Source organism: Nannocystis sp. (assembly GCF_016714285.1).
In the GTDB taxonomy this organism is placed as follows: domain Bacteria; phylum Myxococcota_A; class Polyangia; order Nannocystales; family Nannocystaceae; genus Nannocystis.
The window spans coordinates 1-23,474 of sequence record NZ_JADJNN010000029.1 but is presented as its reverse complement, the minus strand read 5'-3'; the positions used below and the strand labels follow the sequence as shown (position 1 = coordinate 23,474).

Here is a 23,474-nt window from a genome sequence, read left to right as displayed (position 1 = left end):
CAAGGAGGAAGATGCGATGAGCAACATTGGCAAGTTGGTTCCGGTCGAGATGCTCGGCCGTGATGGTGAGTTCGTGTTCAGCGAGCATGTGGACCGGCTCCGCATGCTGGCCTGCATGCCCGGGGCTGTTCGAGCGGATGAAGCGGCGTCTTGGAGCGCTTCGTACATCCAGGTCGTGCGTGGCGCGGGTCGGGGGCAGTGCCCCGGACATCACCCAGCGCTGCGACGCCACCGACATGTTCTTGCAGGGGTACGTCTGCCCGGGCCAGGTCAACTCTCGCAGCGCACGCTCGACGGAAGTGCAGCGACGACGCGCAGGTCAACCTCGAGGTCATCGTGACCGGGCTCGGCGGCGACTTCGTCAACGCCTTCCCGGTGCCGCCCGACCAAGATGATCCGCCTGACCCCACCAGCCGCGGCCGGGGTACCCCGACCAAGATCGCTATCGATCTGGCCTGGCAGGTGGCGGAAATAACTACCTCGATTTCACGCTGACGTTTTACCTCTTTCCGGCGGCGTGGGCACGGGCAGGGCCGCCTGAGGTCGGCTCGGTGATGCGCGGCAACCAGTTCCTGAACAAGGACGGCACCCAGATCAACGTGCCCTTCCCCGAGTACCGCAACGCCTCGATCGACGTGGGCAGCCTCGGACCCTCGCCCTGGTGATCAGGAACAACGGCGCGGCCAACAACCCTCGATTCGGCCTTCGTCACGGTCTACTACAACAACAGGGAGTTCCTGCGCTTTGCAAAGGCGCTGCGGCTGCGTCACCCCCGGGGCCGCCCCCATGTGATGCCAGGGCCGGGCCCGCCTCGCACGCGGGCCCGGCCTCGGAGAAAGGAACGTCATGACCGAACCAATCTATATCGAGCTCAACAAGGAGGGCGACTTCGACGGCGTCACTCCGATGCCGCAGACACGGGACGACTTCACTGTCTTCGGCCAGCGCTACTACAAGACCAACGTGCCTGGACCGGCCGGCATCATCGACTCGACGCTCTTCCGGGTTGTTCAGCAACGCGAGCCCGAAGCTGGTCGGCTTCGCGGGCTCGTCGTTCAACCCGCAGTCGATCGCCCGCGTCCTCGCGTCCGACCCGCTGAACTCGATCCGCGAGGAGATCCAGCTGACGCCGTACGTACAGCACGTGCTCGTCTTCCCGGGCGATCGGATCGCTCTGCTCACCAGGGAAGGCGGCGGGCGCAGGTCGTGCTCATCGTCAACGAGCTCAACGAGGGGACAACGTGCAATACGCCCTCGGGCACGAGACCTTCGCGCAGGTCCGGCGCCTGCGCTTCATCCGCGAGTCCCGGGGTGCCCTTCGTCCCGAACCTGAACGCCGCGCCCTGGCAGCCGAACTTCGTGTTCAGCCCGCTGAGCGGCCTGCTTACAACGAACGAGAACAACACCGGCCCGATCCCCACGTCGGAACTGTCCCTGTACCCGCGGCACCAGGGCGTCTACCTGACGCTGCGCTACGCGGGCAACGGCACGTCCCCGGGCAAGCTCCACCTCGTCGACGCGGAGACGCGGCAGGCGCGGGTGGTCCAGGCGAACCTGACCACGGTGCGCTGGTCGCGGGTCCAGTTCGTCAGTCACGACGACATGATCGCCCTCGAGGCGAGCCCAAGCATCCAGGGGAGAAGCTGGTCGCGGACATCGAGATCGTCCGCGTCTTCCCTGGCGATCGCCTCCGCGGTCGATACGAGGGGGCCTCTAGCCATGCCGCTGCTCGATCGACATCGCGTGGACAAGCTCATCGCCCTGACGGACCTCGAGCGAACCGTCGCTGGCCCCGAGCGTTTGCTGCGGGAGCCAGACGTCGCAACGCTCATCAAGGCCGCCTACGACGACGCCGAGGACACGGCGCGCGGGGCCTTCATGGCGCGCGTGCAGAAGATGCCGACGAGCGCGTGGCCATGGAGCGCCGTGCAGGCGCCGCCGCCTGCCGCCCGTCCGCCACGGGACGTGCGGCCCCGCGGCGGCGGCGGCATCGGCACCATCGGCGTGCCGCGCCGCCGGTGGTGCCGACCACGCCGGCCCTGCTCATCCTCCTGCGGGGGCAGGCCGACATCGCCGACGCCGACCCTGGCAATCAGCTCCCCGCCCGGGGCACGCCCGAGGGGGCCCGCCTGGGAGGGCCTCCAGAGCGCGCTGGACCGCTGGGACACGGCGGAGATCCGCCGCTACATCCGACCGCAGGGCTGGACCGTGCCGGGCGCGGAGGGGCCCAGGGAGAGCCAGGACGACGGTGCCACGAGCGGCGCCCCGGCTCCGGCGCCCGGTGGGACCTCGCCGGGTCTCCCGGCGACCCAGCCCGCCGCCGTGCCGCTCTGGAAGCAGCCGGCCGTGCTGGTCGCCAGCGCCACCGCGCTGGTCGCCACCGGCGTCACCGTCTACGCGCTCACGCGCGACAGCGCCAGCCGGCGCCTGGAGGCCGAGCTGGAGCGCCAGGCCGGGGAGGCGCGAAAGCAATGAACCGCAGCACCTGGATCGGACTGGCCACGACGCTCGGCCTCACGGGCGTCGCTGGCGGCGCCCTCTTCCTCAGCCGCCGCGCCAGCGCGGCGCTCCACCCACCGCAGGACCCGGGCCGCGCCTGCCCTGGACCGGCGCCGCAGATCGACCTGCCGCCGCTGCCGACCGCGCCGACGTCAAGGGCGACCTCTGCGCAACTGGGGCGATACGCCCTTCGATCTGCGCCCGCTGCTCCTGCTCATCGAGGAGATCCCGAGGATCCTTCGGCGCCGCCCGCTACCTGGCGATCGTCGCCAAGCGCGAGTCGGCATTTTGTCACCGCCGCGCACAACGGCAACGCGGCCAACGAGCAGGACGAGCGCGACGATTCGCGGCAGGCGTATGTCAACAACAAGGGTCGCAACCCCCCGCTGCGATACGGCGAACAGGCGGCCGACTTCGGTAGCGGCGGCCTGTTCGGGCAGCTCGCGCCCCTACTTCCTGTGGACCGGCGTGCCCGAGGTCGGGGCCAGGCCCCGCTGCTGAACGCCCCGCCGGAGATCATGTTTCAGCCGCGCGCCGCTGCCTTCGGCGCGGCCGTCTACATGCAGCGGATCTTGAAGCACTACCGCGTGGACGACGTGGCCGACATCAAGGTCGGATGGGCCAACCCCGGACTGCTCGGCAAGGGCCGCGGCGGGGCGACCTAACGACGTGCGCGCGCGCTTCCTCGCCGACGCGAAGGCACTGGGCATCGACCTCGCCGACGCCACCACCATCCCCGCGAAGCTCGACCCCTCCGCGTGGCCCGGCGTCCCCGCCGTGTTCGCGGGCCTCGTCGGCGCTTTGCCCAAGGAGCTGGCATGACCACGACCCTTGACTGCTACGGCCCGGAGATCGAGCAGGTCGCGGACCTCGTCGGCGACTTCAGCCTGCGCTCGCGCACCGACCTCGGCGCCTGGTACGCCCTCCAGTGGAAGGCGCTGGCCGAACTGCTCGGCTTCTCGCAACAACTCGCCGCGGCGCCCTCCGCCCGCAGCGACAACCCGATCGGCGCGGCGCAGGAGGCCGGCCTCGCCGCGTTCGAGCGATCCCTGCGCGACGCTCGGCCCGGGGTGAGCGACGCGCAAGGCAAGGTTCAGCTCGCCGCGCTCACGGGCCTCGCCAGCGGCGGCCGTGAGCGCGGCGAGCTGTGGCGGGTGACGGTCGACCCGACGACGCTGCCGATGGGCGCATGCTTTAGCGACGGCGGGCAATCCCTGCGCGCGTTCTACCCCGACACCGCCCCTGGCTACTTCGGCGACGGTTGGGATGGACCGCGGCCGCGGGCCGCGAGCGCGTGCGGCTGGCAAACGCCGCTCGTCCTCCACCTCGGGACCTTCCCATGGATCTACAGCACACGGCTCGACGGCGCGGGTCCAGGTGCGCGGTGGGTCTCCTCGACGACACAACCGGCGCTCGAGGGGCTGCGCGCCGCCGTCAGCCTGATGGACCCCGTGATCAACCTGCAGCAGGACGCCCGCCAGGTCGTCGCCATCTACCAGCACTTCGCCACACACACCGCCCCCCTCCTCGCGCGCGTGCCGGTGTACCAGCCCGGTCGTGCCGAGGCTGGCCGCCTGTACCGTCGCAACGGCTTCCTGCACGTCCACCAGGGCAGCTTGCACGTCGCCGGCCTGGACGGCCCGCGCGGCCGGATCTCCGCACCTGCCTACAATCACATCCTGCGCCGGTTCGCGTGCTTCTTCGCGGTTCGCCGGTCGACGCTCCGCGACCTGACCGCCATGCCAGGCGACGTCCAGCGTGTGGCCCGCGGCTCCAACGACCCGTGCCTGCGTGCGTACGCGGAGGGGGTGGTCCGTGCGAGCTGACCCGCGCCGTGGATGGGAGCGAATCGACCGTGGGCGCTGGACGGGCGAGACCGCGCAGGGCTACGGTACCTGCATGTTCAAGCCCACCGTCCTGATCCCCCTCCTGTTCATCCTTGGCGCTGGCTGCAAGGACGACGAGCCGACCGCGAAGTTTGGCGAGCCCTGTGGCGTGACGAGCCGGCAGTTGTGCCGATGGTCTACAGTGCGAGGGGTATTGCGCGCCCCTTTGCTGAACAAGATAGCGACTGCCCGACGATCGAGGGTTTCCGCCATGAGTGCTCGACAGGCGTTTCGGATCGTCTGTGACGAGGTAACGCCCTGGCGTGCCCGCAGACCCTTGGGCGCTCCCTGAAGTGCGGTGTCGATTGTGTGAGCGTGCCTCATGATCATCGACCCGAACAATCGCCTTTTCGATCGCGTACCGACCTCTTCCTGAGCCCATACCCTGGCCGATGAAGCCAAGCCGATGAGGCCGCTTCAGGCACTCCTTGGAGAGGGCCAGGAGGCGGCAGACCACGGTTGGCGAGGACCTGATCAGCCAGGCGGGCGCGAAGCGTGGAACCAGGCCACGCAGCTCCTTTGGAAGAAGAAGGCGACCCTAGCGGCGACGTGCTGGGCGAGGTGTGGGGAAGGTCGCGTGGATCAACCCGAAGAGCGACTCCATCGCCGGGCTTCTTGCAGAAGTCCCATTCGCGCTCACGTCGGACCCCACGGCGCTGCTCGGAGCCATGGCGAGTGTTGCGATCGACATCGCCTTGAACGCGGTCTCCGCCATCCCTGTCGCGGGGTGGATCATCGGGATTGTCGTTGGCGTTGGGAAGGCCCTCGCAAGCCTCTTCAAGGGGCTGGCGTCGAGTGACCCCGTCGAGGAACGCGCCAAGCTGCCGTGGGGCCGATACAACCGTGACGTCGACCAGGAGTGGGTCCGCACCTTCATCAACATCGACGGACCCGGCGTCGACTGGACCCCGATGTTCGCACCGCCGACGAAGGCGACCACCTGGTCCCTGCTCGACGGCGTCGAAAAAGACGGCAAGACCGTGCTCGGCAAGGTCCTCGCCCCGTTCACCAACAAGACCGTCGCCTACAACGGCATGTACGGCTGCATCCCGGGCACCTTCCGCGTCGCGGGCCTCCTCCAGTACCGGGGCCGGCCCCAGCCCCCCGCCGACGCGCTGCGCTTCTACAACGACGCCACCCTGATCCACCGCTACGGCGACTTCACGCAGACCGGCGACTTCTTCCCCGCGCTGCAGCAGCTCGCGGGCGCCACCTGGCAGCAGGTCGCGGCCGGCGGCCCGGACGCGTACAAGGTCGACTGCGCGAAGCTCGAGACCATGTGGCGCGACTGGTTCACCGCGCTCTACACATCTGCGATGGAGCAGGGTTACGGCGACTATCTGCTCCCCTACCTCGCCCGCGAGGTGCTCGGCGAGTGGCGCCTCGGGACCAACGCGTCCGGCGTCATCACTCCCAGCGCGACGGACGGCACCTCGGTCCCGCTCGTCACCAGCGGCACCTTCAAGACCGGCGCCCTCGCCACCGCGGCCTCACGCACGCCATGCATGTACACCGAGGGCGAGGTCAACGGCCGCCGCGTCGACGGCAACGACCTCGCCCGCAAGTGGCTGCGCGACGCCAAGACCGGCGTCTACACGGCGCCGCCGCCGTCCCCCTACATGAACGGCAAGGGCCGATTCTGCGTCCCATGGCCCCCCGGCGATCTGCTGCTCTCGAAGTACCGCCGGGCCGACGACGCGATCATCACGCCCGCCGTCCAGGCGGTCGCGCAGCTCCAGCGCCGACGCCTCTCGCGCAGCCTCGACTGCGCCTATGTGCGACCCGAGGCGGTCGACGGTCGCCCGGCCTACGCCGCGTTCGCCGGCCCTGGGAACGCCACCCTGCGCGACTACTGCATCGAGATGCGCAAGCGCCTCCTGACGCACCCGGACCGCATGAAGGTCGAGTACGAGACCGTGCGTGAGGTCGACAAGGAGTACGCCGACGCGTTGCGCACGTCCGGCGTGCCAACGAGCGCGCTGCAGCGTGCGGCCGCGATGTCCAAGCTCGGGGGCAACCCGAAAGCCGCGGGCCAGCCGCTCGACCCGAAGCAGCCCGCGCCTGCGCGGCCGTTGCCGGCGCAGGGCGGCCTGGCCTTCGATCCAAATCCAGAGACAACACCACGCGGGCCCACATGGGTGAAGCCCGCAATCTATGGCGGCGCCGCGCTGGTCTCCTCGATCGCGCTCGCCCTCGGGATCAAACACGTCAGAGCTCAGGGAGGTTGACCATGAAGTGGGGAGTGCAGCATGTGAAGGTGACGCTCAAAGAGGAGAGCACCGGCGAAACCATCAGGATCGAGCAACGCTCCGACGGCACGGTCCACTGCGAGTCCGGCAAGGGCGCGAACAAGCCCGCCGCGGCGACAGGTGAGGCCACACGTGAGCGGCCCCCCGCGGAGAAACCGGCGGCCGAAAAGCCCGCGGAGAAGCCAGCCGAGCCGCGGCCCGCCCGTCCGGCGAACGAAAAGCCCGCGGAGAAGCCAGCCGCACCGCGGCCCGCCCGGCGAACGACGCCCCCGCCGACCCTCGTCGCCAGCGCCGGACGAGCGCGCTCGAGTGGAAGGCGACCCGCGACGCCGGGTTCGACGGCTTCCTCGCCCGCTCGGGGGCTGGCCAATTCAAGGTCCTCTTCAATCGCACGTGGGCGTTGTTCTTCGAGCGCCGCAACGAGCCCCCCGAGCCGCTGGGATGCTTCAAGGACCTGAGCAACGCCAAGGAGAACGCCCAGCGACTGCACGATCGGGGCATGCGGGAGTCCGAGCTCACCCCGGACCAGGTGAACGCCTTTTGCCCGCCCGAGGCCACCCTCGACGATCCGCCGCCACGAGCCGAGCGGAGGGCAAAACAGGAGGCCACGCCCACGCCCACGCCCGCGCCCGAGCCGGCGGCCACGCAGACCACTGACGCGTCCGCCGAGGATGCTGCGCTTCGCGACATACGCACGATGTCGTGGAGATGCAGGGCGGCGGCTGGCGCATTCTGGGCGCGGACGGCGTCGTCGCCTGTTCGCTCCTCGGCGGTCGCCCGCCGCTGCCGGAGCAGCGTGGCTCGCTGTACGAGGTGTCGGCCGCGCCCGGTGTCCTGGTGCCAATGGCCAGGACGTGGGTCGAGCACGGCCACATCAGCATCCATGACACGCCTGCCGAGTGGCACACGCCCACGCGCGCATCCTGTGGCGGATGCGGCGCCACGTGTGCGTGTGGCCCTTGCCAGCACAAACACGGGCACGCCCCACATGAGCACGAGGCTGCGGACAGCCCAGGCGCCGGAGGCACGAAGTGATGAGACCTCCCGCCGACAAGCGAGCCGGGTTCAAGTCGCTGGACGATCTGCGGCTGTGCATCCTCGCCTTCGTGTCATTGCGTCACGCCGCCGAAGTCGGGCTACCCCTCAAGCCCCTCAAACCCGCAGCGCCCGGCAAGGAGCCCCATGGCCGCTGATCGAATCAAAGCCCCGGTGGACCTCGAGCAGCGAAGCGGCCGGGCTATCCGCCACGGCCACGCGCCGGACACCGTCCAAATCTTCTACTACTCCGCCGCGTGGCTCGCCTGCGACTCACCTCCTGCTGAGCCCTCCACCACCGGGCCACAGGAGCCCATGAAGGAGCAACGTGGCCGCTGAGCATCGAATCAAGCACGCGGTCGAGCAGTGGCGGACGCAGATCTCCGCCCGGTTCTCGCTCGATGCGATCGTTCGGCTCGAGCAGGCGAACAGCGACGCGATCGCCACGATCCTGGCCGAGGCCCTGCCGCTCCTCCGGGCCCAGGGCGGCGAAGCGCCTGACACCCCCGAGGACTTCGTGGCCTACAACGCGATCGTGGAGCGGGAGCGGCCGCGCGACCTCATGAAGGACGCCGCCGTACTGAAGCGCCTGAACGCGCGGATCGATCGCCAGCTCGCGGAGGGCGGCCCCGAGTGGGACGTCTTTCAGAACACGGCCCGCGAGTACGTGCTGGCGCGCGCCGAGGCGATGCTGCTGCGCGAGCGCGGGTGGGACGCGGTGGCGCTGCTCATCACCGGGGGGCCGGCGCTCGCCATCATCGCCAGCGGCACGGTGGTCGCGGTCCGCAATCACATGGGCGGGCTCCACATCCACCCCTACCGCCGCGGCACGCTCAACCACCTCTATGCCGACATGCGCAAGGCCGAGGAAAAGGTCCTCGCCTTGATGGAGAAGATGAAGGCCCCGGCGCCCAAGAACACCAAGGAAACCTTGGCCCCGTTCGCGACCGAGCTGTGGAGGCTCGCGCGCAAGGCCAAGATCGAGGTCGTATGACGACGAGAATCGAGGGATCACAATGACACCAGCACAGGCGCTCGATCAGATCATTCCGGGGTGGACGGCGTCCATGGCGGACAAGTATTCGCCGGCCTTCATCGTCAACCTCGTCTCGAAGCACCGCGCCTCGCTCGAGGAGATGGTGGCCGCGGTGCTCGGGGCCGAGCGGCTCAAGAAGGGCAAGCGCCCGAAGTACGACTACGACTTCGCCGCCTACGCCGCCCTCGTGCCCGAGGAGCGAGCGCTCGATGACCAGCCGGACGACGTCGTCGTGCGGCGGATCCAGCAGCGCATGACCAGGATGGTCGAGCGAAGCGTCGCCAAGGCAGATGCCGAAGTCAGGGACGACGCCAGGGCGCAAGCCGAGGCAGACGCCCTCGAGATGGCCCTGACCTTCATCCGCATGCGCGCCGAGGCGGTGCTGCTGCGCGAGGCCGGGTGGGACGCGGTGCCCCTCCTGCGTCGTTATCCGTCCCTCGTCGTGATGGCCCGGGACTCGACGGCAGCGATCCGTGACTGGCGCGGCACCGTGCACCTGCGCGCCGGCTTTGGCGCGCTGGGACCCATCACCGTGGAGACCGAGAAGAAGATCGCCGCGATCGAGGTGACGGCCTCAGGCTCGCGGATCGACCGCTACGCGATGGCGTTCTGGGCCCGCGCACGCGCCCTCGCTGGTGCATCCATGACCCCCGACGAGCCCGAGGAACTGGAGCCCGATCTGCGCGGCGTCTCCTGGCGGCGCGAGGCCAACCTGAAGGCGATGCGGATGGTCCTGAGCAAGGAGGCCAGCGACTTCACCGCCGCCGAACGACAGATCCTCGCGGGCTACTCCGGCTGGGGTGGCCTCTCGATCGAGAAGGTGGAGAGCCAGCTCCCGCGCGAGCTCATCCCCGAGACCTTCGGGCTGATCCACGAGTACTACACGCCACCTCGGATCGCCAGGGCGCTCGCGGAGACGCTGTGCCCGCTGCTCGCCGAGCTCGCGGGCGCCGACGGTGTGGTGCACGCGCTCGAGCCGAGCGCTGGCATCGGGCGGCTTCTCGGCGGTTTCAGCGCGCGCCTCTGCCTGGCGCTCGAGGCCAGCGGCCAGATCAAGCGCATCCACTGGACCGCTGTCGAATACTCGAAGGTCAGTTCGACGCTGCTCCGCGCGCTGCGCCCCGATATCGACCTCTACCACATGCCCTTCGAGCGGTGGATCCGCGAGGAGTCGGCGCGGGTGCGCGGCACGATCGGCTTCATCGTCTCGAACCCGCCGTACGGCGAGCGGGGCGCGATGGCCCGCGAGGACCCCGACGAGTTCTACAAGGAGAAGCGCGCCTACGCGTATTTCATGCGTCGCGGGCTCGATCTGCTGATCCCGGGCGGGATCGGCGTGTTCCTCGTGCCCGCCGGCTTCCTGAGCGGCAGCCTCAACCGGGGCCTGCGCGAGAAGCTCTTACTTCGCAACCACCTGCTCGGCGCCTTCCGCCTGCCTAGCCACGACCGCAAGGGCCACGAGAACGTGCCCGGCGCCTCCGTCGTGATGGACATGATCTTCTGGCGCAGCCGCGGCGGCGAGCTGACCGAGGTCGACGAGGCCGACCGCTACATCCTCGAGGGCGACTACTTCGTCCAGAACAAGGACCACCTGCTCGGCGTGGAGGACGGCCCGTTCAGCGGCGAGGACGAGGCCGGCAAGACGACGAGCTGGCGCTACAAGGTGACGGGCGAGCTACCCACCCGGCTCCCGCCCCTCGCCCCGCGACCCGTCTGCACGAGCTGCGTGCTCAACGTGATCGCCCCGCGAGAGGCGGGCAACTTCCAGACCGTCGTCCGCGGCGACGACGGCATCCCCGCGGATGTCGTCGGCGACCTGCGCCACGCGCTCGAGCTCGGCGCCCGCGTCGACCGCTACCTCGCCGCCCTCGGCGCCGACGATGCCGATCGAGTGAACGCGCTGTGGCCCGAGCTCAACGCCGCGCTGCGAGACTTCGCGGCCAGCTTCGGGAACCCCGCGAGGTCGGCCGAGCTGCGCGAGCTGGCCGGCAAGCGCGGCCTCCAAGCCGCCCAGCAGATCCTCAACGCGTTCGACCGAAGCGGCACCCTGATCTCGGCGCTCGGCGAGCCCCCGCGGATCGAGCCCAAGTTCACCGGCCCCGCCGACGACGTCGTGGCCCAGGCCGAGCTGCTGTTTCGCACGCACCGCGAGCTGTCGGTCAAGAAGCTCCTCGAGTTTCACGCCAAGCAGGGAGGCACCCGCTCGCGGGAGGACGCGCTCGCGGCCCTGATCAAGGCCGAGTGGAACCTCGACGGCGACGCGTGGGATGAGCTCTACCCCCGCGACGCGTACCTCGCGGGCTACGAGCTGTGGGCGCGATACGACCGCGCTCAGGCCCGTGCGGCCCGCGGCGACGAGCAAGCCCGCGTTCAGGTCCGGCGCCTGCTCGACGCGATCAAGCCGGCGGTGTTCGAGGACATCACCGACATCGACCCGCGCCACGGCTACATCGACCTCGCCCTCGTGAGCGGCTGGCTCTCGAGCACGCTGAACGCCAACTACGGCCGGGTCGAGCTCGAGCGCGTCGACGGCTTCGTCCAGATCCGCGGCTACGACTACATCAAGGCCGACGCGCCGCCCGTGTCGCCCGACGTGCTGACGTTCCTCGGTTACTACAACCACGACCCCGAGATGTTCCGGCCGCCGCAGGAGAAGCGCGACCGGGACGCCCCGCCGATGACCCGGGAGGAGAAGGCCGCGGCGAAGCAGAGCCTCGGTGATCGACGCGTCGCCCTGGCCAGGAAGTGGGCCGAGTCGTTCGTGCAATACATCGCCGCCGACCCCGAGCGCCGTGACGCCCTCACCCACGCCTACAACCGGGCCGCCCGCGGTCGCATCGTCCCGAGCTACAGCGCCGAGCCGCTGTACATCGCCCGCTGGGGCGCCGGGGCACCCAAGCCGCGCGCGCACCAGATCGCCGGGGCACGTCGCGTCCTCGATCTGCTCGGGGGCCTCATCGCCTTCGATGTCGGCGTCGGCAAGACCTACACGGCGCCTCGCGATCATCGCCCGTGCGCGCCAGGAGGGCGTGGTCCGGCGTCCGGTGATCCTCGTGCCGAGCTCGCTGGTGTGGAAGTGGCACGACGACATCCTGTGCACGCTCCCCGACTATCGCGTCCTGGTGATCGGCTCGAAGCGCAAGCAGATCAGCCGCGGCGATCGCAAGGGGCTCATGACCTCGGAGACCGACACGCCGCAGGAGCGGGCCCAGAAGTGGCAGCTCCTGCAGAGCGGCCAGGCTGACGTCGTGGTGCTCAGCTACGACGCGCTGGCCCGGACGAAGATGAACGAGGCCGCCGTCGTCCGCTACGTCGAGGAGGTCGAGGCGGTCCAGCGCTCGGTGGCCCTGCGCCGGCGGGCGCTCCAGGAGCAGGCCAAGAACGAGAAGGCGAAGGACAAGCTCAGCGAGCGCGACCGGGCGCTGCTCGAGCACGGCGTCAAGGCGTGGATCGAGGAGATCCTCGCGCTGCCGAACGACTGGACCTACGACCCCGGCATCGCCTGGGACGACATCGGCATCGACATGCTCGTCGTCGACGAGGCCGCGGGCTTCAAGAACCTGCACATGCCGCAGGCCCGCGAGGACGGCGTGCCCAAGTTCATGGGCGGCGGCGGCGACGGCTCCGGACCGCGCCTGGCAGCTCGATTTCCGGGCCGCCGCGATCCGCCGCCGCACGGGCGGCGCCGGCATCGTCCTGCTGACCGCGACGCCGGCCAAGAACAGCCCGCTCGAGTTCTACAACCTCATTCAATACATCGACCCGACCGCCTTCACGCGCGCAGGCATCCTCGATCCCGAGCAGTTCATCGACCGCTTCCTCAAGATCGAGATTCGGGAGGTGCTGGACTCCACCTTCGAGATCGTTCGCCGCAGCGCCGTCACCGGCTTCAAGAACCTCGAGGACCTGCGCACCCTGATCTTCCGCTACGGCGAGTTCCGCACCGCCGAGGAGGTCGGCCTCAAGCTGCCGCGCCCCGTCGTGGAGACGATCACGATCGCCATGGACGAGGTCCAGGAGGCGAAGTACCGCCATTACGTCGCCCGCATCGAGGAGATCCTCAGCAACCCGAACCCCGAGAGCAGCCCCGGCAACGTGATCCTCGGCCTGCTCGCGCGCCTCTCACTGATCGCCCTGCACGGCTCACTCGAGGACGGATATACCTACCAAACCGCGCTCGAGGGCGGCGTCACCCAACGGCGCATGTACAACAGTGACGGCGAGGTCGTGATGGTCAAGACCCGCCTACCGCGCCCGGTCTACTCGAGCCCCAAGCTCGTCGAGTGCGCCCGGCGCGTCGCCGCGAGCCCGCATTGCGGCCACATCATCTTCTGCGAACCCACCGCCGTGCACCTGTGGCTCATCGAGGTCCTCGTGGAGCACGGGATCCCGCGTGACCGCATCGCAGTGATGAACGCGGCCGAGACCAAGTCCGCCGACCGCCTCCGCATCGCCCGCGAGTTCAACGGCCTCTCGTCCGAGCCGCCGCCGCCCGGCACCTGCGGCGGACCGAGCAATACCACGATCACCCCGAAGACGGACGTCATCATCGGCAACTCGGTCATGAACGAGGGCCTCGATCTTCAGGTCCGCACCTGTTCGATCCACCACCTCGATCTTCCCTGGACGCCCGCGGACCTCGAGCAACGAAACGGCCGGGCCGTCCGTCAGGGCAACACGCTCGGCGTCGTCCAGATTTACTACTACTTCGCCGACGGCTCGACCGACGGCTACCGCTTCAGCCTGATCGATGGCAAGGCCGGCTGGCTCGGCGAGCTCATCAAGTCGCAGGTCCGCGACACCAACAACCCCGCGGCCCAGCAGCAGCTCACGCCCGAGGACATCCTGCTCATGATCTCGCGCGACAAGGACAAGACCCGCGCGATGCTCGAGGACAAGCGGCGCCGCCAGGCCGAGGAGGCCCGCAAGCGGATCGCCCTCGAGGCCACGCGCCTCTTCCGTCAAGCGGCCGCCCGCTTCCGTGCCGCCCGCGTGAGCGACGACGCCGAGGCGGCCGCCCGGCTGCGGGAGGAGGGCGAGTTGCGCCTGGCGGACCTCGAGCGCGTCGACGCGGAGGCGTGGCCGTGGGCGCCGTGGATGTACGCGGCCCGCGACCTCGAGGTGCTGATCCCCGACACGGGCGCGCCGGTCCACGAGGGTCTACGGATCGCCCGGCCGCGGGCCGGCTCGGAGCAACTCGATCACCTCGAGTTCGGTCGGATCATCGACACCGACCAGGGCGTGCGCATCGGCCTGCGCGCGGCGGGCTCGCCCTCGTGGCAACTCGTGAACTACACCGGCCTCGTCAACGACGCGCCGCTGCTCCCCGGCCACCTCCCGCGCACGGGCGGCCCCGCCTGGCCCGACGACGACGAAGTCGCCACCGCCGCGGCCCTCGACAAGAAGATCCCCGAGGTATTCCGCTTCGGCCGCTACCCCATGCTTCGCTGGCGCGGGGCTACCGATGCCTGGCTGGCGAAGTGGTGGCCTCGCTACGAGCCCATGCTGCGCGACGGCCTCGTCAAGGACGACCGCGACGTGGTCCCGGTCGAGGGGGAGAAGGGCCTCGCGCTGGCAACTGGCGAGGAGATCCGCGACGGAAAGATCCTCCTGCCCACCCACGCGGGATGGCAGCGGTTCCTCGAGCTGGCGCCTGCGAGCGGCGAGAAGTTCACCGCGCTCAAGGACATCGGCCTCGAGTGGTGGGACCGCCGGGTGCCGCAGAACCTGCTGTCGGGCGGGAAGGACGAGCCCCCGGACGACACGCCCCCGCAGACCAAGCCCCCACGCGGCGAGCCGCCGCAGGCGAAGAGCGAACCCAACGCCACCATCATCCGCCCACGGGCAGGGGCCGAGGCGGCGAAGACAGTCGCTCGTAGGCTGCAAAAGCTGCTCACCGGCTCGGTTCGCATCGATCGCTACCGCTACGGCTCGGCAGATAGCGAGGCGGTCGGCGACGAGGTCGTGGTCCGTTTCCAGTCGAGTGACGGGCCTCAGTTGGTCCTGTATGTGGCCCCCCGCCAGGAGCGCGAGGTAGACCTTCGAGGCGAGTTGCTCGACGGGGACGGCGGCATCATCCGACGCTTCGACTGGATCGTCATTGAGCTCGCCGAGCTGATCGCGTTGAAAGAGGTCTCGTTCGCACAATGGTTCGGCGTGCCCGTGGAGCCGGAGCAGAAGCTCTCGGTGATCATGATGGAGGCGCTCGCCGCGTTGCACGCCGAGGAGGACGCCCGGCCATGGGAGCCGCATTCGTGGCCGGGAGTACACGATTCGACGAAGGACGCGCTGGTCGCTCGCGGCTTGGTCGTTGCTCTCGATGGCAAGGGCGGAGGATTCCCTCGCTACAGGACGACACCGGCGGGTCGGGCCGTCCTCCTCAAACGCACCGCCCCGCCCGGCGCGCAATCTCCGACCGCGGCGCAAGAAGCCGCCGAGGAGGCCCACATGGGGGCAGCGCTCCGCGCCGCGCGGGATCAGGAGGAGGCCGCCTGGGCCGAGGCGCTTCGGCGCGGCATCGCATACGAGGCGGCCAAGAATGGCCTCGACCATGAAGCAGCCAGGAAGGCTGCCATCCGTAACCTCGCCACCGATCTCAACCACTACGATCCGCACCAAAGCGATGTGCCGACACCGACGGCAGCAGAGCCCAGCGCTACGGTCGATCAGACCATGCTGCTCAGGATCCAGCGCGAGGCGACCCCGGACCATCCAGCGCTGGACGTCCAGGAGCGCGTCTCCTCGCTGGAAGAAGCCAGCCGCGAGTATCGCCGCGCCGTCGAGGCGAGCGGTGAGGGAGCCTCGACCTTCCCGGCGGGGCAGGTCGTGCTGCCGAACGGTCCGACGTATACGATCTCGTACAATGGTCGCGTCTGGAATGGAGACCAGAAACTCTATGATCCGATGCCGACCCTGCGGCCCGCGGACCCTGCGAATACCTACGAGGTGGCCCGCAGCGCGATCCGGGCACTCGGGCTCCCCCCGTCGAAGTATGCGAGCTACCTGCGGCAGGCCGAGGCGGCCATCACCGACGGCAAGAGCTACGAGTCAGTTCTGAAGCGGGCGCGCAAGGCTGCCGACAAGCTCGGCCTAAACAAGCGACCCGAGGAGGGCCAAGCATCGCCCGCCCGCGCGCCTCAATCGTCGGAGCTTGCGACGATCCTCGATACATTCAACGACGAACCCCGCTTTCGCCTGGCGAGCCAGCGTCAGGGGGCCGGGACTCAGACGTACGTCGTCTTCCGCGAGGGCAGCTCCGCGGACGATGCCCTGGCCGCGATCGACGTCGTGAACTACGACATCGACGGCGTGCGCTGGCTGGACCTGCGCGTGCCGGCGAACGACCAGGACGCGATCCTCGAGCGAATGGACCGCGCCCTGTGGGCGGCCGCCGACGCCGAGAACGCCGATGACAACGCCCGCTCGCCGCTGCAGGACCTGAGCGAAATGATGGAGCGGCTCGTGCAGGCCCGCGGCGTCGACCTGAAGGCCAGCCAGAGTCCGAAGCGTGCCGACGGTTACGGGGCCATCGCCGAGGCGCTCGCCGAACTCGCCGAGCCGGCCCCGACGGACGCGATGCAGCTCGAGGTGTGGCTCGAGTCGACCGGCGTATTCATCAAGGCCGCCGAGGTCGTGGCCGGCGCGCGGGGCGACGACATCAAGGTCCCCGACCTGATGCGCCGACTGTGGCGAGAGGTCCTCATCGCCGTCCCCATCACCACGATCAGCGCCGGTCCCTCGCCGGTCCCGGCCGACGCTGCTGCTGCCTCGGAGACGCTCGTGGTCCCCGACAGCGCGCTCCGCCGTATGCGCGCGGACGGAGGCGTTCAGGCGACCGTGCTCGAACGGCGCATTCGTGAGGGGCGGGCGAGCCTGCGCGAGGTCGTGGTCCGCGTCCGCGGCGACGCCACGCGTCCCAAGTGGTCGATCGTTTCGGACGCCACGGGGCGGCTGCAGCCCGGCGCCACGCTCCACGACAACACCCACCCGGACGAGTTCCTGCGCCTGCTCTACAGCAACATCAACGCGTTCGAGGATCACCTGGCAGAGGCCCCGAAGCGGCTCGCGGACGTGCGGACCCTGCTCTACTGGACGGCCGCCATGCTGGACGCGCCGCTGTGCCAGGGCGAGGTCAAGCGGCGTGCCACCACGGCGCTCGAGCAGGCCCAGGGCTACTACGACGCCGCGCGCCGCCAGCTCATCGAAGGCCGAACCGTCGACGCCGCCCGCCGCATTCACGAAGCGCTCCGACGCATCAGCGCCGCTGCGGCCGAGCTCGCCAAGAGTTGCGGCGACGGCCAAACTCTCCCTGCCCGGCGCGGCACCTGTCCTCGAGATCACACCGGCCGACAGGGCCGCGCCCCGCTGCCGGCGACGGCCGCGGCCCCTGCTGCGAGAGCGGCGACAGGGCTCGTTCGCCCGGCCGCGGCGATGATGGCCCTCGTCAAGCCGACCCCCGAGCAGCTCCGTGAGCGCTTCGCCATGCCTTCCCGCACCGACGACGCGAAGGCCATGCCCATCTACTACATCTTTCGCTCCCGCTCGGGCCTGCCCGAATTGCTCACGCGCCAGGAGATCGAGGCCCGGGCGCGTGAGGCCGTCGGCCACGAGGTCTACGACGAGGCCGAGCGCAACCCCATGCCAGGCGACGATCTGTTCTCTTCGGCCATCGGGGCCGTGGAGCTGCTGCTCGACGCCGAGTTCGAGGGCCGCGCCGATCCACGGTGGGCGTCCTCCATCCTCCTCAACAAGCAGACGACCGCGAACACGGAGCAGCAAGCATGAGCAAGCCAGCGACCAGGACCCAACCTTCCGAGCGCACCTATGTGCGACCCGACATCCGCTGGAACTACGTCTCTGAGCGCCGAGGCGGTTTCGTCGTCCACAAGACATGCATTCAGCACGACATGCGGGGGCAGCCGTGCGTGTTGGCAATCACCGTGGACGGCTGGGAGTCCCTGAACGACGCCATCACCGGCGGGCGCGCGTACCTGCGTGCGGTGCCCGTGACCCTGCTGCGGGAGTTCGAGACCAACTTGATGGTGGTCAGCTCTACGGGCCTCGTTCACCAGATGGCGGTCTTCGAACCGGATCCGATGCCAGGGCCGGACGGGGAGGCGCGCGAGTAACATGGCACGCTCGACCGACTGGGAGAAGTTACCGATGGCCGCCGGCGATCCGGCGCCGGCCTGGGTGCTGCCAGGCGTCGCCCCGAAGTTCGCCGTGTGGAGCATCGGCGGCGGGCGGCCCTTCAACTGCGCGCTCGAGAAGTGCGAGCGCTGGCACGCGGGGATCGATCTCACCGGCGCCCCCGACGGCGCCACGATCGTCGCCCCCGAGGACGCGCTCGTCGTCGGCATCGACCGCGGGTGGAGCGAGGGGTCCAAGGCCGCGTTCTTGCGGACGAAGACTGGGCTCTTCCTCGTGCTCGGCGGGTTCAAGGCCGGCTCGCACAAGGAGTTCGATATCCAGACCGCGCGAGACGTCCGCAAGGGCGAGAAGCTCGGCCGCGTCCTCGGCTCCTACGGCATGATCCACCTCGAGACCTACGCGGCCGAGGGGCGCGTCGCAAACTCCGTCTGGTGGAAGTCGGAGCCGCCGCCGGACGGCCTGCAAAATCCGACGAGCTACGTCGAGCGCATGGTCGGCGCCAAGGTCTCGCTCGTGCAGACGCGCCAGCGCCTCGAGGCCCTGGCCGCGCTCGGCTACTTTGCGGGCGACGTCGGCGCGGCGTGGGGGGCCGCCTCCGAGGCTGCCCTGCGGGCCGCCCAGACGGCCCTCGGCGTGGATGCTGACGGCAAGTGGGGGCCGAAGACGGAGGACGCGATCCAGCGGGCCCTCGCCCTTCAGGGATGCACCAGCGATGAGTGTGGGGTCGTACCGGGTTCACCCGTGACCCCGGCCGGCGCGAGTTCTGACCCGCTCAAAGCGTCGGGTCTCGTCGGCAAGATCGTGATCGGCGCCGTTGGCCTCGCTGGTGTGGCCGCGGGTGTGGCGATCTGGAGATGGAGAGCGAGCAATGCCTGAATCCAAGCGTGATACCAATCTTCAAAAAGGTGCCAGGGTCATAAATGCCGCGATCGCGGAGCTGGAGCTCCCCGACGAGGTCAAGGTCTCGGCGCAGCAGGTCGTGACGATGTTCGCCACGGATCTCCTTCCCGGGCTGTGGATCCGTGGTGCACCACCGACTCCCCCGGCGCCAAAGCATGATCCCGCCGCGGCGACCCCGGCGGATGAGGCGGACCTCCTGGCGAGCCTGCGTCGGGAGATCGCCACCCTGACCGATACCGACGACGAGGATGAGATCCGCGTGTCGAGTGCATCCACCCCGCGCGTCGACAGACGCCCGCGCGGGCGGGCTGCGGCCAAGTCGTCGCGCGCTGCAGCGACGCCCCGCGAGCCGGCGCCCCGCCCCCCATGGGACGAGAGCGAGACCAAGATCGTGGAGGCCGCCCTCGTGACGCTCCGGTACGCATACCTGAGCCAGATCTCCAGGTTCGAGGCGGCGGTCCTCTCGGCGATGAACCGCGGGGCCGACTCGATGGACGTGCTGGACCTGCTCCTCGGCGCCCAAGAGTACCACCGCGCCGATCCAGCGCTCCGCGCATTGCAGGCGCTGTCTCCTCTCGCGGCGAAGAGCGATCGCCACTGACCGGGACGCCATGAACAAGACCGCAGTGATCACGACGGCGATGGCCGGCGCCGCGTTCCTCGGCGCGAGCTTCCTCCTGCGACGGCAGCAGGAGCATCGCGTCGCCCGCTACTCCACGGTGATCCCGATCATCACGCCGATCATCGACTTCCGCGTCGCCGAGATGGTGCTGGAGGCGATGGAGCACCTCCCCAGCGACGATGTCACGGTCGTGCTGCACACGCAGGGCGGGTGCGTGATGTCCTGTGTGATGATCGCGGACGGGCTGCGCAAGTTCGCGTCCTCGACCGCGATCGTGCCCTACATGGCGATCTCGGGCGGCACCCTGATTGCGCTGAGCGCCCGCCGCCTGGAGATGGGGCGCAACGCGGCGCTGTCCGCCGTCGACCCGATCTTCTCCGGCGTGCGCGTCAAGTACATGCCGGAGGACAGCAAGGACTCGACGGTGCTCACCGCCCGCGAGTATACGCGGGCGATCGAGGAGTACCTCGGGACGACCCTCGCCGCGCGCCAGGGTCCCTCGCCACCGGCCAACCTGGTGGACAAGGCGATGGAGCGCTTCATGGGCGACCACCGCCCGCACGAGTGGCCGATCAGCATGGCCGAGGTCGGCCAGCTCGGCATCCCGGTCGCCTCCGCGCCCGAGCGCTGGGCAAGCCTCGTCGACGAGTACAGGAGGCGGTGGTGGCCATGACCTCCAACATCGAGGCCACGCCGCCCGTCGAGCGGCCCCGTGTCGAGCTCGTCGAGGAGATTCCATCGCCGGAGGCGGCCGCCCGCAAGGCGTTCGTGTCGGGAGCCATCACGTCCGGAATTCTGTGCGCCGTCGTCGGCACCGTCGTCGGCTTCGTTCTCGGTGTCCAGAGCAGCTCGCCCCGGCGGCGAGCGCGGGAGGATGAATAGATATGAAGTATTCGCTTCTTGGGCTCTTCCACGGCCAGCGTCACCAGGTGGGCGCGCTGGTGCTGATGCGCGGCGAGACCTTCATCGAGAACATCGAGGACGACGGTATGGTGATCGTGATCATCTTCAAGGGCAGCGCGACCGTCACGCGCCAGCGCCAGGGCTCGCAGGTCGGCCTGCACCTGACGCCGCGCTGCGGCGAACCCGTGTGGCTCACCAGCCCGGGCCCGTATTGCATCGTCGCCAAGGACCCCGTGGTCGGCGTACGCATGCTGCGGACGGGGGAGGGCGGACGATGACTGACCAGGCCCAGGAGTCTGTCCTCGAGATGGAGCTGTCGCCCGAGACGGCGAAGTATCGACAAAACCGCCTGCTATGGTGGACGAACATCCGCGCGGGCTACGACGACTACGTCGCGGACGCCCTGAAGCACGGCGCCACACAGGCCGCCGCGGAGGCGGCCGCAGGAAAACACCAGAGCAGCGAGGCCCGCGCCCTGCTCTCCGAGTTGCTCACGCGCGCGCCCGTGGAGGCGATCGTCCAATTCCTCTCGGTCACGCGCGAGCTCGGCGACCCGTCCGCACTGTTCGAGCACGAGCCCGCCGTCGTCGCGCTGATCGAGACCGCCTACCCGCGCCGGACGTGGGCGACGAAGATGGACCTGCTCAAGAAGGAGGTCGCGGCCGACGACGCGAGCTGGTCGGTGTGGGCCGCCCAGTGGAGCGAAGAGTTCGGGGCCACCGGCAAGGTGGCGCTGGACGCCCTGGTGCAGGCCGGCAAGGCCGCCGGCCAAGTCGGCCTTGGCCTCGCGGACGCGGTCGCCACGCTGCTCCGCTGGACCCCGTACGTGCTCGGGGGCGCCGCGCTCCTCGGTGTGGTCGTCGTGGCGAATCGCAAGTGACAAACAAATCAGGAGGTGTGTGATGAATTTGCTCGGTGCCCAGATCCGCGAGGTCCCCGAGGGCCTTCGGTCCCTCATCAACATTGGATCGTTCATCAAGGACGTGATCGACAACGCCGACAACAACGCTCGCGCGCGTGTGAACGCGGGCGAGCGCCCGGACCTGCTCGAAGACCTGTTGAAGGGCGCGCACGTCCACGTCCCCAAGCTGCAGGAGATCGTCGAGGACATCGCCGGGCGCACCCACGCCAAGACGATGGCCGACTTCATGATGCAGACCCACAACGTGATCGGGCTGTTTAATACTCTCATCGAGAAGGCAGAGGATATCGACGCCGCGCGGCCAGGCCCGACGCGGGCGGCCCCCCACTCGCCGCCGTCGCCGCAGGGCGCTGCAAATCACCAGCCGGGCGCGACCGGACACAAGCCGCGGTTTCGGCCCGAGTTCACCGTCGACGCGGATCCAAACGCGAAGCGGGCCGCCGAGCAGGGGACCCACTCGGTCGAGCTACCGATCGACGCAGGTAGCCCCGCGGCTGTCCCGCCGAAGAGGGCGCCGCAGCCGACGGACAAACCGCCGCACAAGCCCGCCATCAGCGCTTTCAAGATGGACGTCGCCCGGCACCTCCTCGCGTTCGAGGAGGCCGTGGCCGCCGAGCAGGCCGAGATCCGGCGGGGCATCATCGCCGCGGACGGCGAGGCCGCACGGCTGCGGTGCGAGCTGCGATTGCTCGAGACGGCGTGGGAGCGCTCGGCCTCGGCTGGCGGCGCGGCGGTGGGGGACGACACCCCAGGCACGGATCAGGCGCCACCCGCGAGCGCCGCGGACAGCGGTCAAAGCGGCGACGACGGCGAGGAGGTCGCGGCGACCAGGCCGCCACCGGTGACGACGACGACGACGACGCCGAGATCCCGGAGGAGGAGGCCGCCGCGATCATGGGACATGATCTGCGCGTCGCAGCAGCGCGTCCGCGATTCACTCGCCAAGGATCGGGCGATGGTGGAGAAGGTGGGCAAGGACCTGAGCGACCTCTCGCAGCAGATCACGCGCCTCCAGGCGCCCAGTTGAATCGTCGCCGGGCAGGAGGGTTCACGATGTCACTTCGAACCGCCGCACGTTTGATCCTCGGGTACACCGCGCTCGTCGAGAGCGGCGCCGCCATGGTGAGGTTCCGTGAGCGCACCGCCGCCTTCATGGCCGCGATGGAGCGCGCCGTGGCGCTGGGCCGCCGCCTCGTCGTGATCGGCGACCCCGATGCGGGGTTCCACACCCGCCTCGCTCGCGCCTACGGGTGCGGCGATATCTGCGTCGACCTCAACGGGTGCCCCAAGTGCCCCATGACCGTCGTCGCCGACATCACCAAGGGACCGATCCCGGAGCTCGCGCCCGACTCGGCGGTGGTGTTCGTCTCCTGCGTCCTCGAATACGTCCCTGATCTCGACGCAGCGCTCGCCGAGATCGCCAGGATCGCCGGGGGCGCGGACAACGTCTTCATCGTCAACGTCCAGCCCTGGACCCTCACCGCCCGGCTCTACCCCAACGCGCGCTGGCGGGGCACGACCTCCGCCGGCGCGAAGGTCGAGATGCGGCGCGTCGGCCTCGAGGAGAAGCTCGCGGCGACCGGCATGATCGGTCTGCTCGCCGCCGCCGCGTTCTGGCCAAGGGGAAAGCGCTGATGGCCGACACGACGCTCGAGCAGGCCCTCGCAGCCGTCAAGTGCGAGAACCACGCGCTGGCCGACCAGCTGCGCCAGGCGAGGTCCGACCTCCATCGCCTGGGCGTGGCGGACCAGAATCGTGTGCTGGTCTACGGTGAGGTTCTCCCCGCAGGCACCAGGCTCCCGGATCAGGTCGGCGAGGCCATCTACGTGATCGAGCGGACGGGCGCCGCCGCGATCGTTGAAGACTTCGCGGTCTTGCTGATCCAGTACGGGCTCGCCGAGAGCGGGGGCGCATACCCGAGCTGGCCGACGCAGACCCGCGACGGGATCTTTCCGCGACCGCAGCCGCTGCACCCCACCGCGCTCAATCCGAGGATGCCTACCATGGAGCAGCCGCCACCCTCGAGATCACCGCGGAAGACCTGCCCCCGGGGACACTACTTCGTGGTCGCCGGCGACTACTTCGCGGATGAGGCGATGCTCACCTCGCTCGAGTGGTTCCACGGAGCCGACTTCGTCAACGGCCGGGTGTGGTGCCGGCCTGGAAGCGCGGGCTCGATCCAGTTGGCGAAGCACAGCGCGATCCACCGCTTCCCCGAGCAGGAGGGCCCGCTCTATACGATCACACCGCTGCTGGAGCAGGTCACGCTGGA

At 69.5% G+C, this 23,474-nt stretch carries 22 protein-coding genes; 20 read left to right on the top strand and 2 right to left on the bottom strand.

Features of this window, described 5'->3' with window-relative positions; genetic code table 11:
• Positions 1-238: hypothetical protein (locus tag IPJ59_RS31355; protein ID WP_293274774.1), on the bottom strand; the 238-nt coding region annotated here is incomplete at its 3' end.
• A gap of 98 nt (positions 239-336) precedes the next feature.
• Between IPJ59_RS31355 and IPJ59_RS31350 the strand changes: the two genes are divergently transcribed.
• From IPJ59_RS31350 to IPJ59_RS31325, 6 genes are all read left to right on the top strand, one after another.
• A complete protein-coding gene (locus IPJ59_RS31350; protein WP_293274772.1) occupies positions 337-495 on the top strand; it encodes a hypothetical protein in 159 nt (52 codons plus the stop codon).
• Positions 496-1,311: 816 nt separating this feature from the next.
• Positions 1,312-2,475 carry a hypothetical protein gene (locus IPJ59_RS31345; RefSeq protein WP_293274770.1) on the top strand — a complete coding sequence of 388 codons (1,164 nt, stop codon included), beginning with the start codon at positions 1,312-1,314 and terminating at the stop codon, positions 2,473-2,475.
• On the top strand, positions 2,472-3,164 hold the full coding sequence (locus IPJ59_RS31340; protein ID WP_293274768.1) for a hypothetical protein: 693 nt from the start codon (positions 2,472-2,474) through the stop codon (positions 3,162-3,164). The genes IPJ59_RS31345 and IPJ59_RS31340 overlap by 4 nt, the downstream gene beginning before the upstream one ends.
• 4 nt (positions 3,165-3,168) lie before the next feature.
• Positions 3,169-3,321 carry a hypothetical protein gene (locus IPJ59_RS31335; RefSeq protein WP_293274766.1) on the top strand — a complete coding sequence of 51 codons (153 nt, stop codon included), beginning with the start codon at positions 3,169-3,171 and terminating at the stop codon, positions 3,319-3,321.
• Positions 3,318-4,325: a hypothetical protein gene (locus tag IPJ59_RS31330; protein ID WP_293274765.1), complete on the top strand. Its 1,008-nt coding sequence runs from the start codon at positions 3,318-3,320 to the stop codon at positions 4,323-4,325. The genes IPJ59_RS31335 and IPJ59_RS31330 overlap by 4 nt, the downstream gene beginning before the upstream one ends.
• Before the next feature lie 728 nt (positions 4,326-5,053).
• Entirely contained in the window at positions 5,054-6,613 is a 1,560-nt protein-coding gene (locus IPJ59_RS31325; RefSeq protein WP_293274763.1) for a hypothetical protein, read from the top strand.
• On the opposite strand, the gene IPJ59_RS31320 is transcribed toward IPJ59_RS31325, so the two are convergent.
• A complete protein-coding gene (locus tag IPJ59_RS31320; RefSeq protein ID WP_293274761.1) occupies positions 6,594-7,124 on the bottom strand; it encodes a hypothetical protein in 531 nt (176 codons plus the stop codon). The two genes, IPJ59_RS31325 and IPJ59_RS31320, sit on opposite strands and share 20 nt — an antisense overlap.
• A gap of 544 nt (positions 7,125-7,668) precedes the next feature.
• Here IPJ59_RS31320 and IPJ59_RS31315 point away from each other — a divergent pair.
• The 14 genes from IPJ59_RS31315 to IPJ59_RS31250 all read left to right on the top strand — a co-directional run.
• Entirely contained in the window at positions 7,669-7,827 is a 159-nt protein-coding gene (locus IPJ59_RS31315; RefSeq protein WP_293274759.1) for a hypothetical protein, read from the top strand.
• Between the two features lie 170 nt (positions 7,828-7,997).
• Positions 7,998-8,663 carry a hypothetical protein gene (locus IPJ59_RS31310; protein WP_293274758.1) on the top strand — a complete coding sequence of 222 codons (666 nt, stop codon included), beginning with the start codon at positions 7,998-8,000 and terminating at the stop codon, positions 8,661-8,663.
• Between the two features lie 73 nt (positions 8,664-8,736).
• Complete coding sequence (locus IPJ59_RS31305) at positions 8,737-11,949, top strand: Eco57I restriction-modification methylase domain-containing protein (RefSeq protein ID WP_293274756.1); 3,213 nt, start codon at positions 8,737-8,739, stop codon at positions 11,947-11,949.
• Positions 11,950-12,368: 419 nt separating this feature from the next.
• Positions 12,369-17,489, top strand: coding sequence for an SNF2-related protein (locus IPJ59_RS31300; protein ID WP_366524730.1), 5,121 nt, complete (start codon positions 12,369-12,371; stop codon positions 17,487-17,489).
• The gene (locus IPJ59_RS31295; RefSeq protein ID WP_293274753.1) at positions 17,486-17,833 is read left to right on the top strand and encodes a hypothetical protein; all 348 of its coding nucleotides are present in this window, start codon (positions 17,486-17,488) and stop codon (positions 17,831-17,833) included. Before IPJ59_RS31300 ends, IPJ59_RS31295 begins: the two co-directional genes overlap by 4 nt.
• Position 17,834: 1 nt before the next feature.
• The gene (locus IPJ59_RS31290) at positions 17,835-18,731 is read left to right on the top strand and encodes a peptidoglycan-binding protein (protein ID WP_293274751.1); all 897 of its coding nucleotides are present in this window, start codon (positions 17,835-17,837) and stop codon (positions 18,729-18,731) included.
• Positions 18,724-19,356: a hypothetical protein gene (locus IPJ59_RS31285; protein ID WP_293274750.1), complete on the top strand. Its 633-nt coding sequence runs from the start codon at positions 18,724-18,726 to the stop codon at positions 19,354-19,356. Before IPJ59_RS31290 ends, IPJ59_RS31285 begins: the two co-directional genes overlap by 8 nt.
• Before the next feature lie 10 nt (positions 19,357-19,366).
• Entirely contained in the window at positions 19,367-20,050 is a 684-nt protein-coding gene (locus IPJ59_RS31280) for an SDH family Clp fold serine proteinase (RefSeq protein WP_293274748.1), read from the top strand.
• On the top strand, positions 20,047-20,259 hold the full coding sequence (locus IPJ59_RS31275; RefSeq protein ID WP_293274746.1) for a hypothetical protein: 213 nt from the start codon (positions 20,047-20,049) through the stop codon (positions 20,257-20,259). Before IPJ59_RS31280 ends, IPJ59_RS31275 begins: the two co-directional genes overlap by 4 nt.
• A 2-nt stretch (positions 20,260-20,261) precedes the next feature.
• Positions 20,262-20,558, top strand: coding sequence for a hypothetical protein (locus IPJ59_RS31270; RefSeq protein ID WP_293274744.1), 297 nt, complete (start codon positions 20,262-20,264; stop codon positions 20,556-20,558).
• Positions 20,555-21,160, top strand: a complete 606-nt coding sequence (locus tag IPJ59_RS31265; protein WP_293274742.1) for a hypothetical protein — start codon at positions 20,555-20,557, stop codon at positions 21,158-21,160. The genes IPJ59_RS31270 and IPJ59_RS31265 overlap by 4 nt, the downstream gene beginning before the upstream one ends.
• Positions 21,161-21,182: 22 nt before the next feature.
• Entirely contained in the window at positions 21,183-22,229 is a 1,047-nt protein-coding gene (locus IPJ59_RS31260) for a hypothetical protein (RefSeq protein ID WP_293274740.1), read from the top strand.
• Between the two features lie 26 nt (positions 22,230-22,255).
• On the top strand, positions 22,256-22,837 hold the full coding sequence (locus tag IPJ59_RS31255; RefSeq protein WP_293274738.1) for a class I SAM-dependent methyltransferase: 582 nt from the start codon (positions 22,256-22,258) through the stop codon (positions 22,835-22,837).
• The coding region (locus tag IPJ59_RS31250; protein WP_293274736.1) for a hypothetical protein at positions 22,837-23,474 on the top strand (638 nt) is incomplete at its 3' end. The genes IPJ59_RS31255 and IPJ59_RS31250, both read left to right, overlap by 1 nt.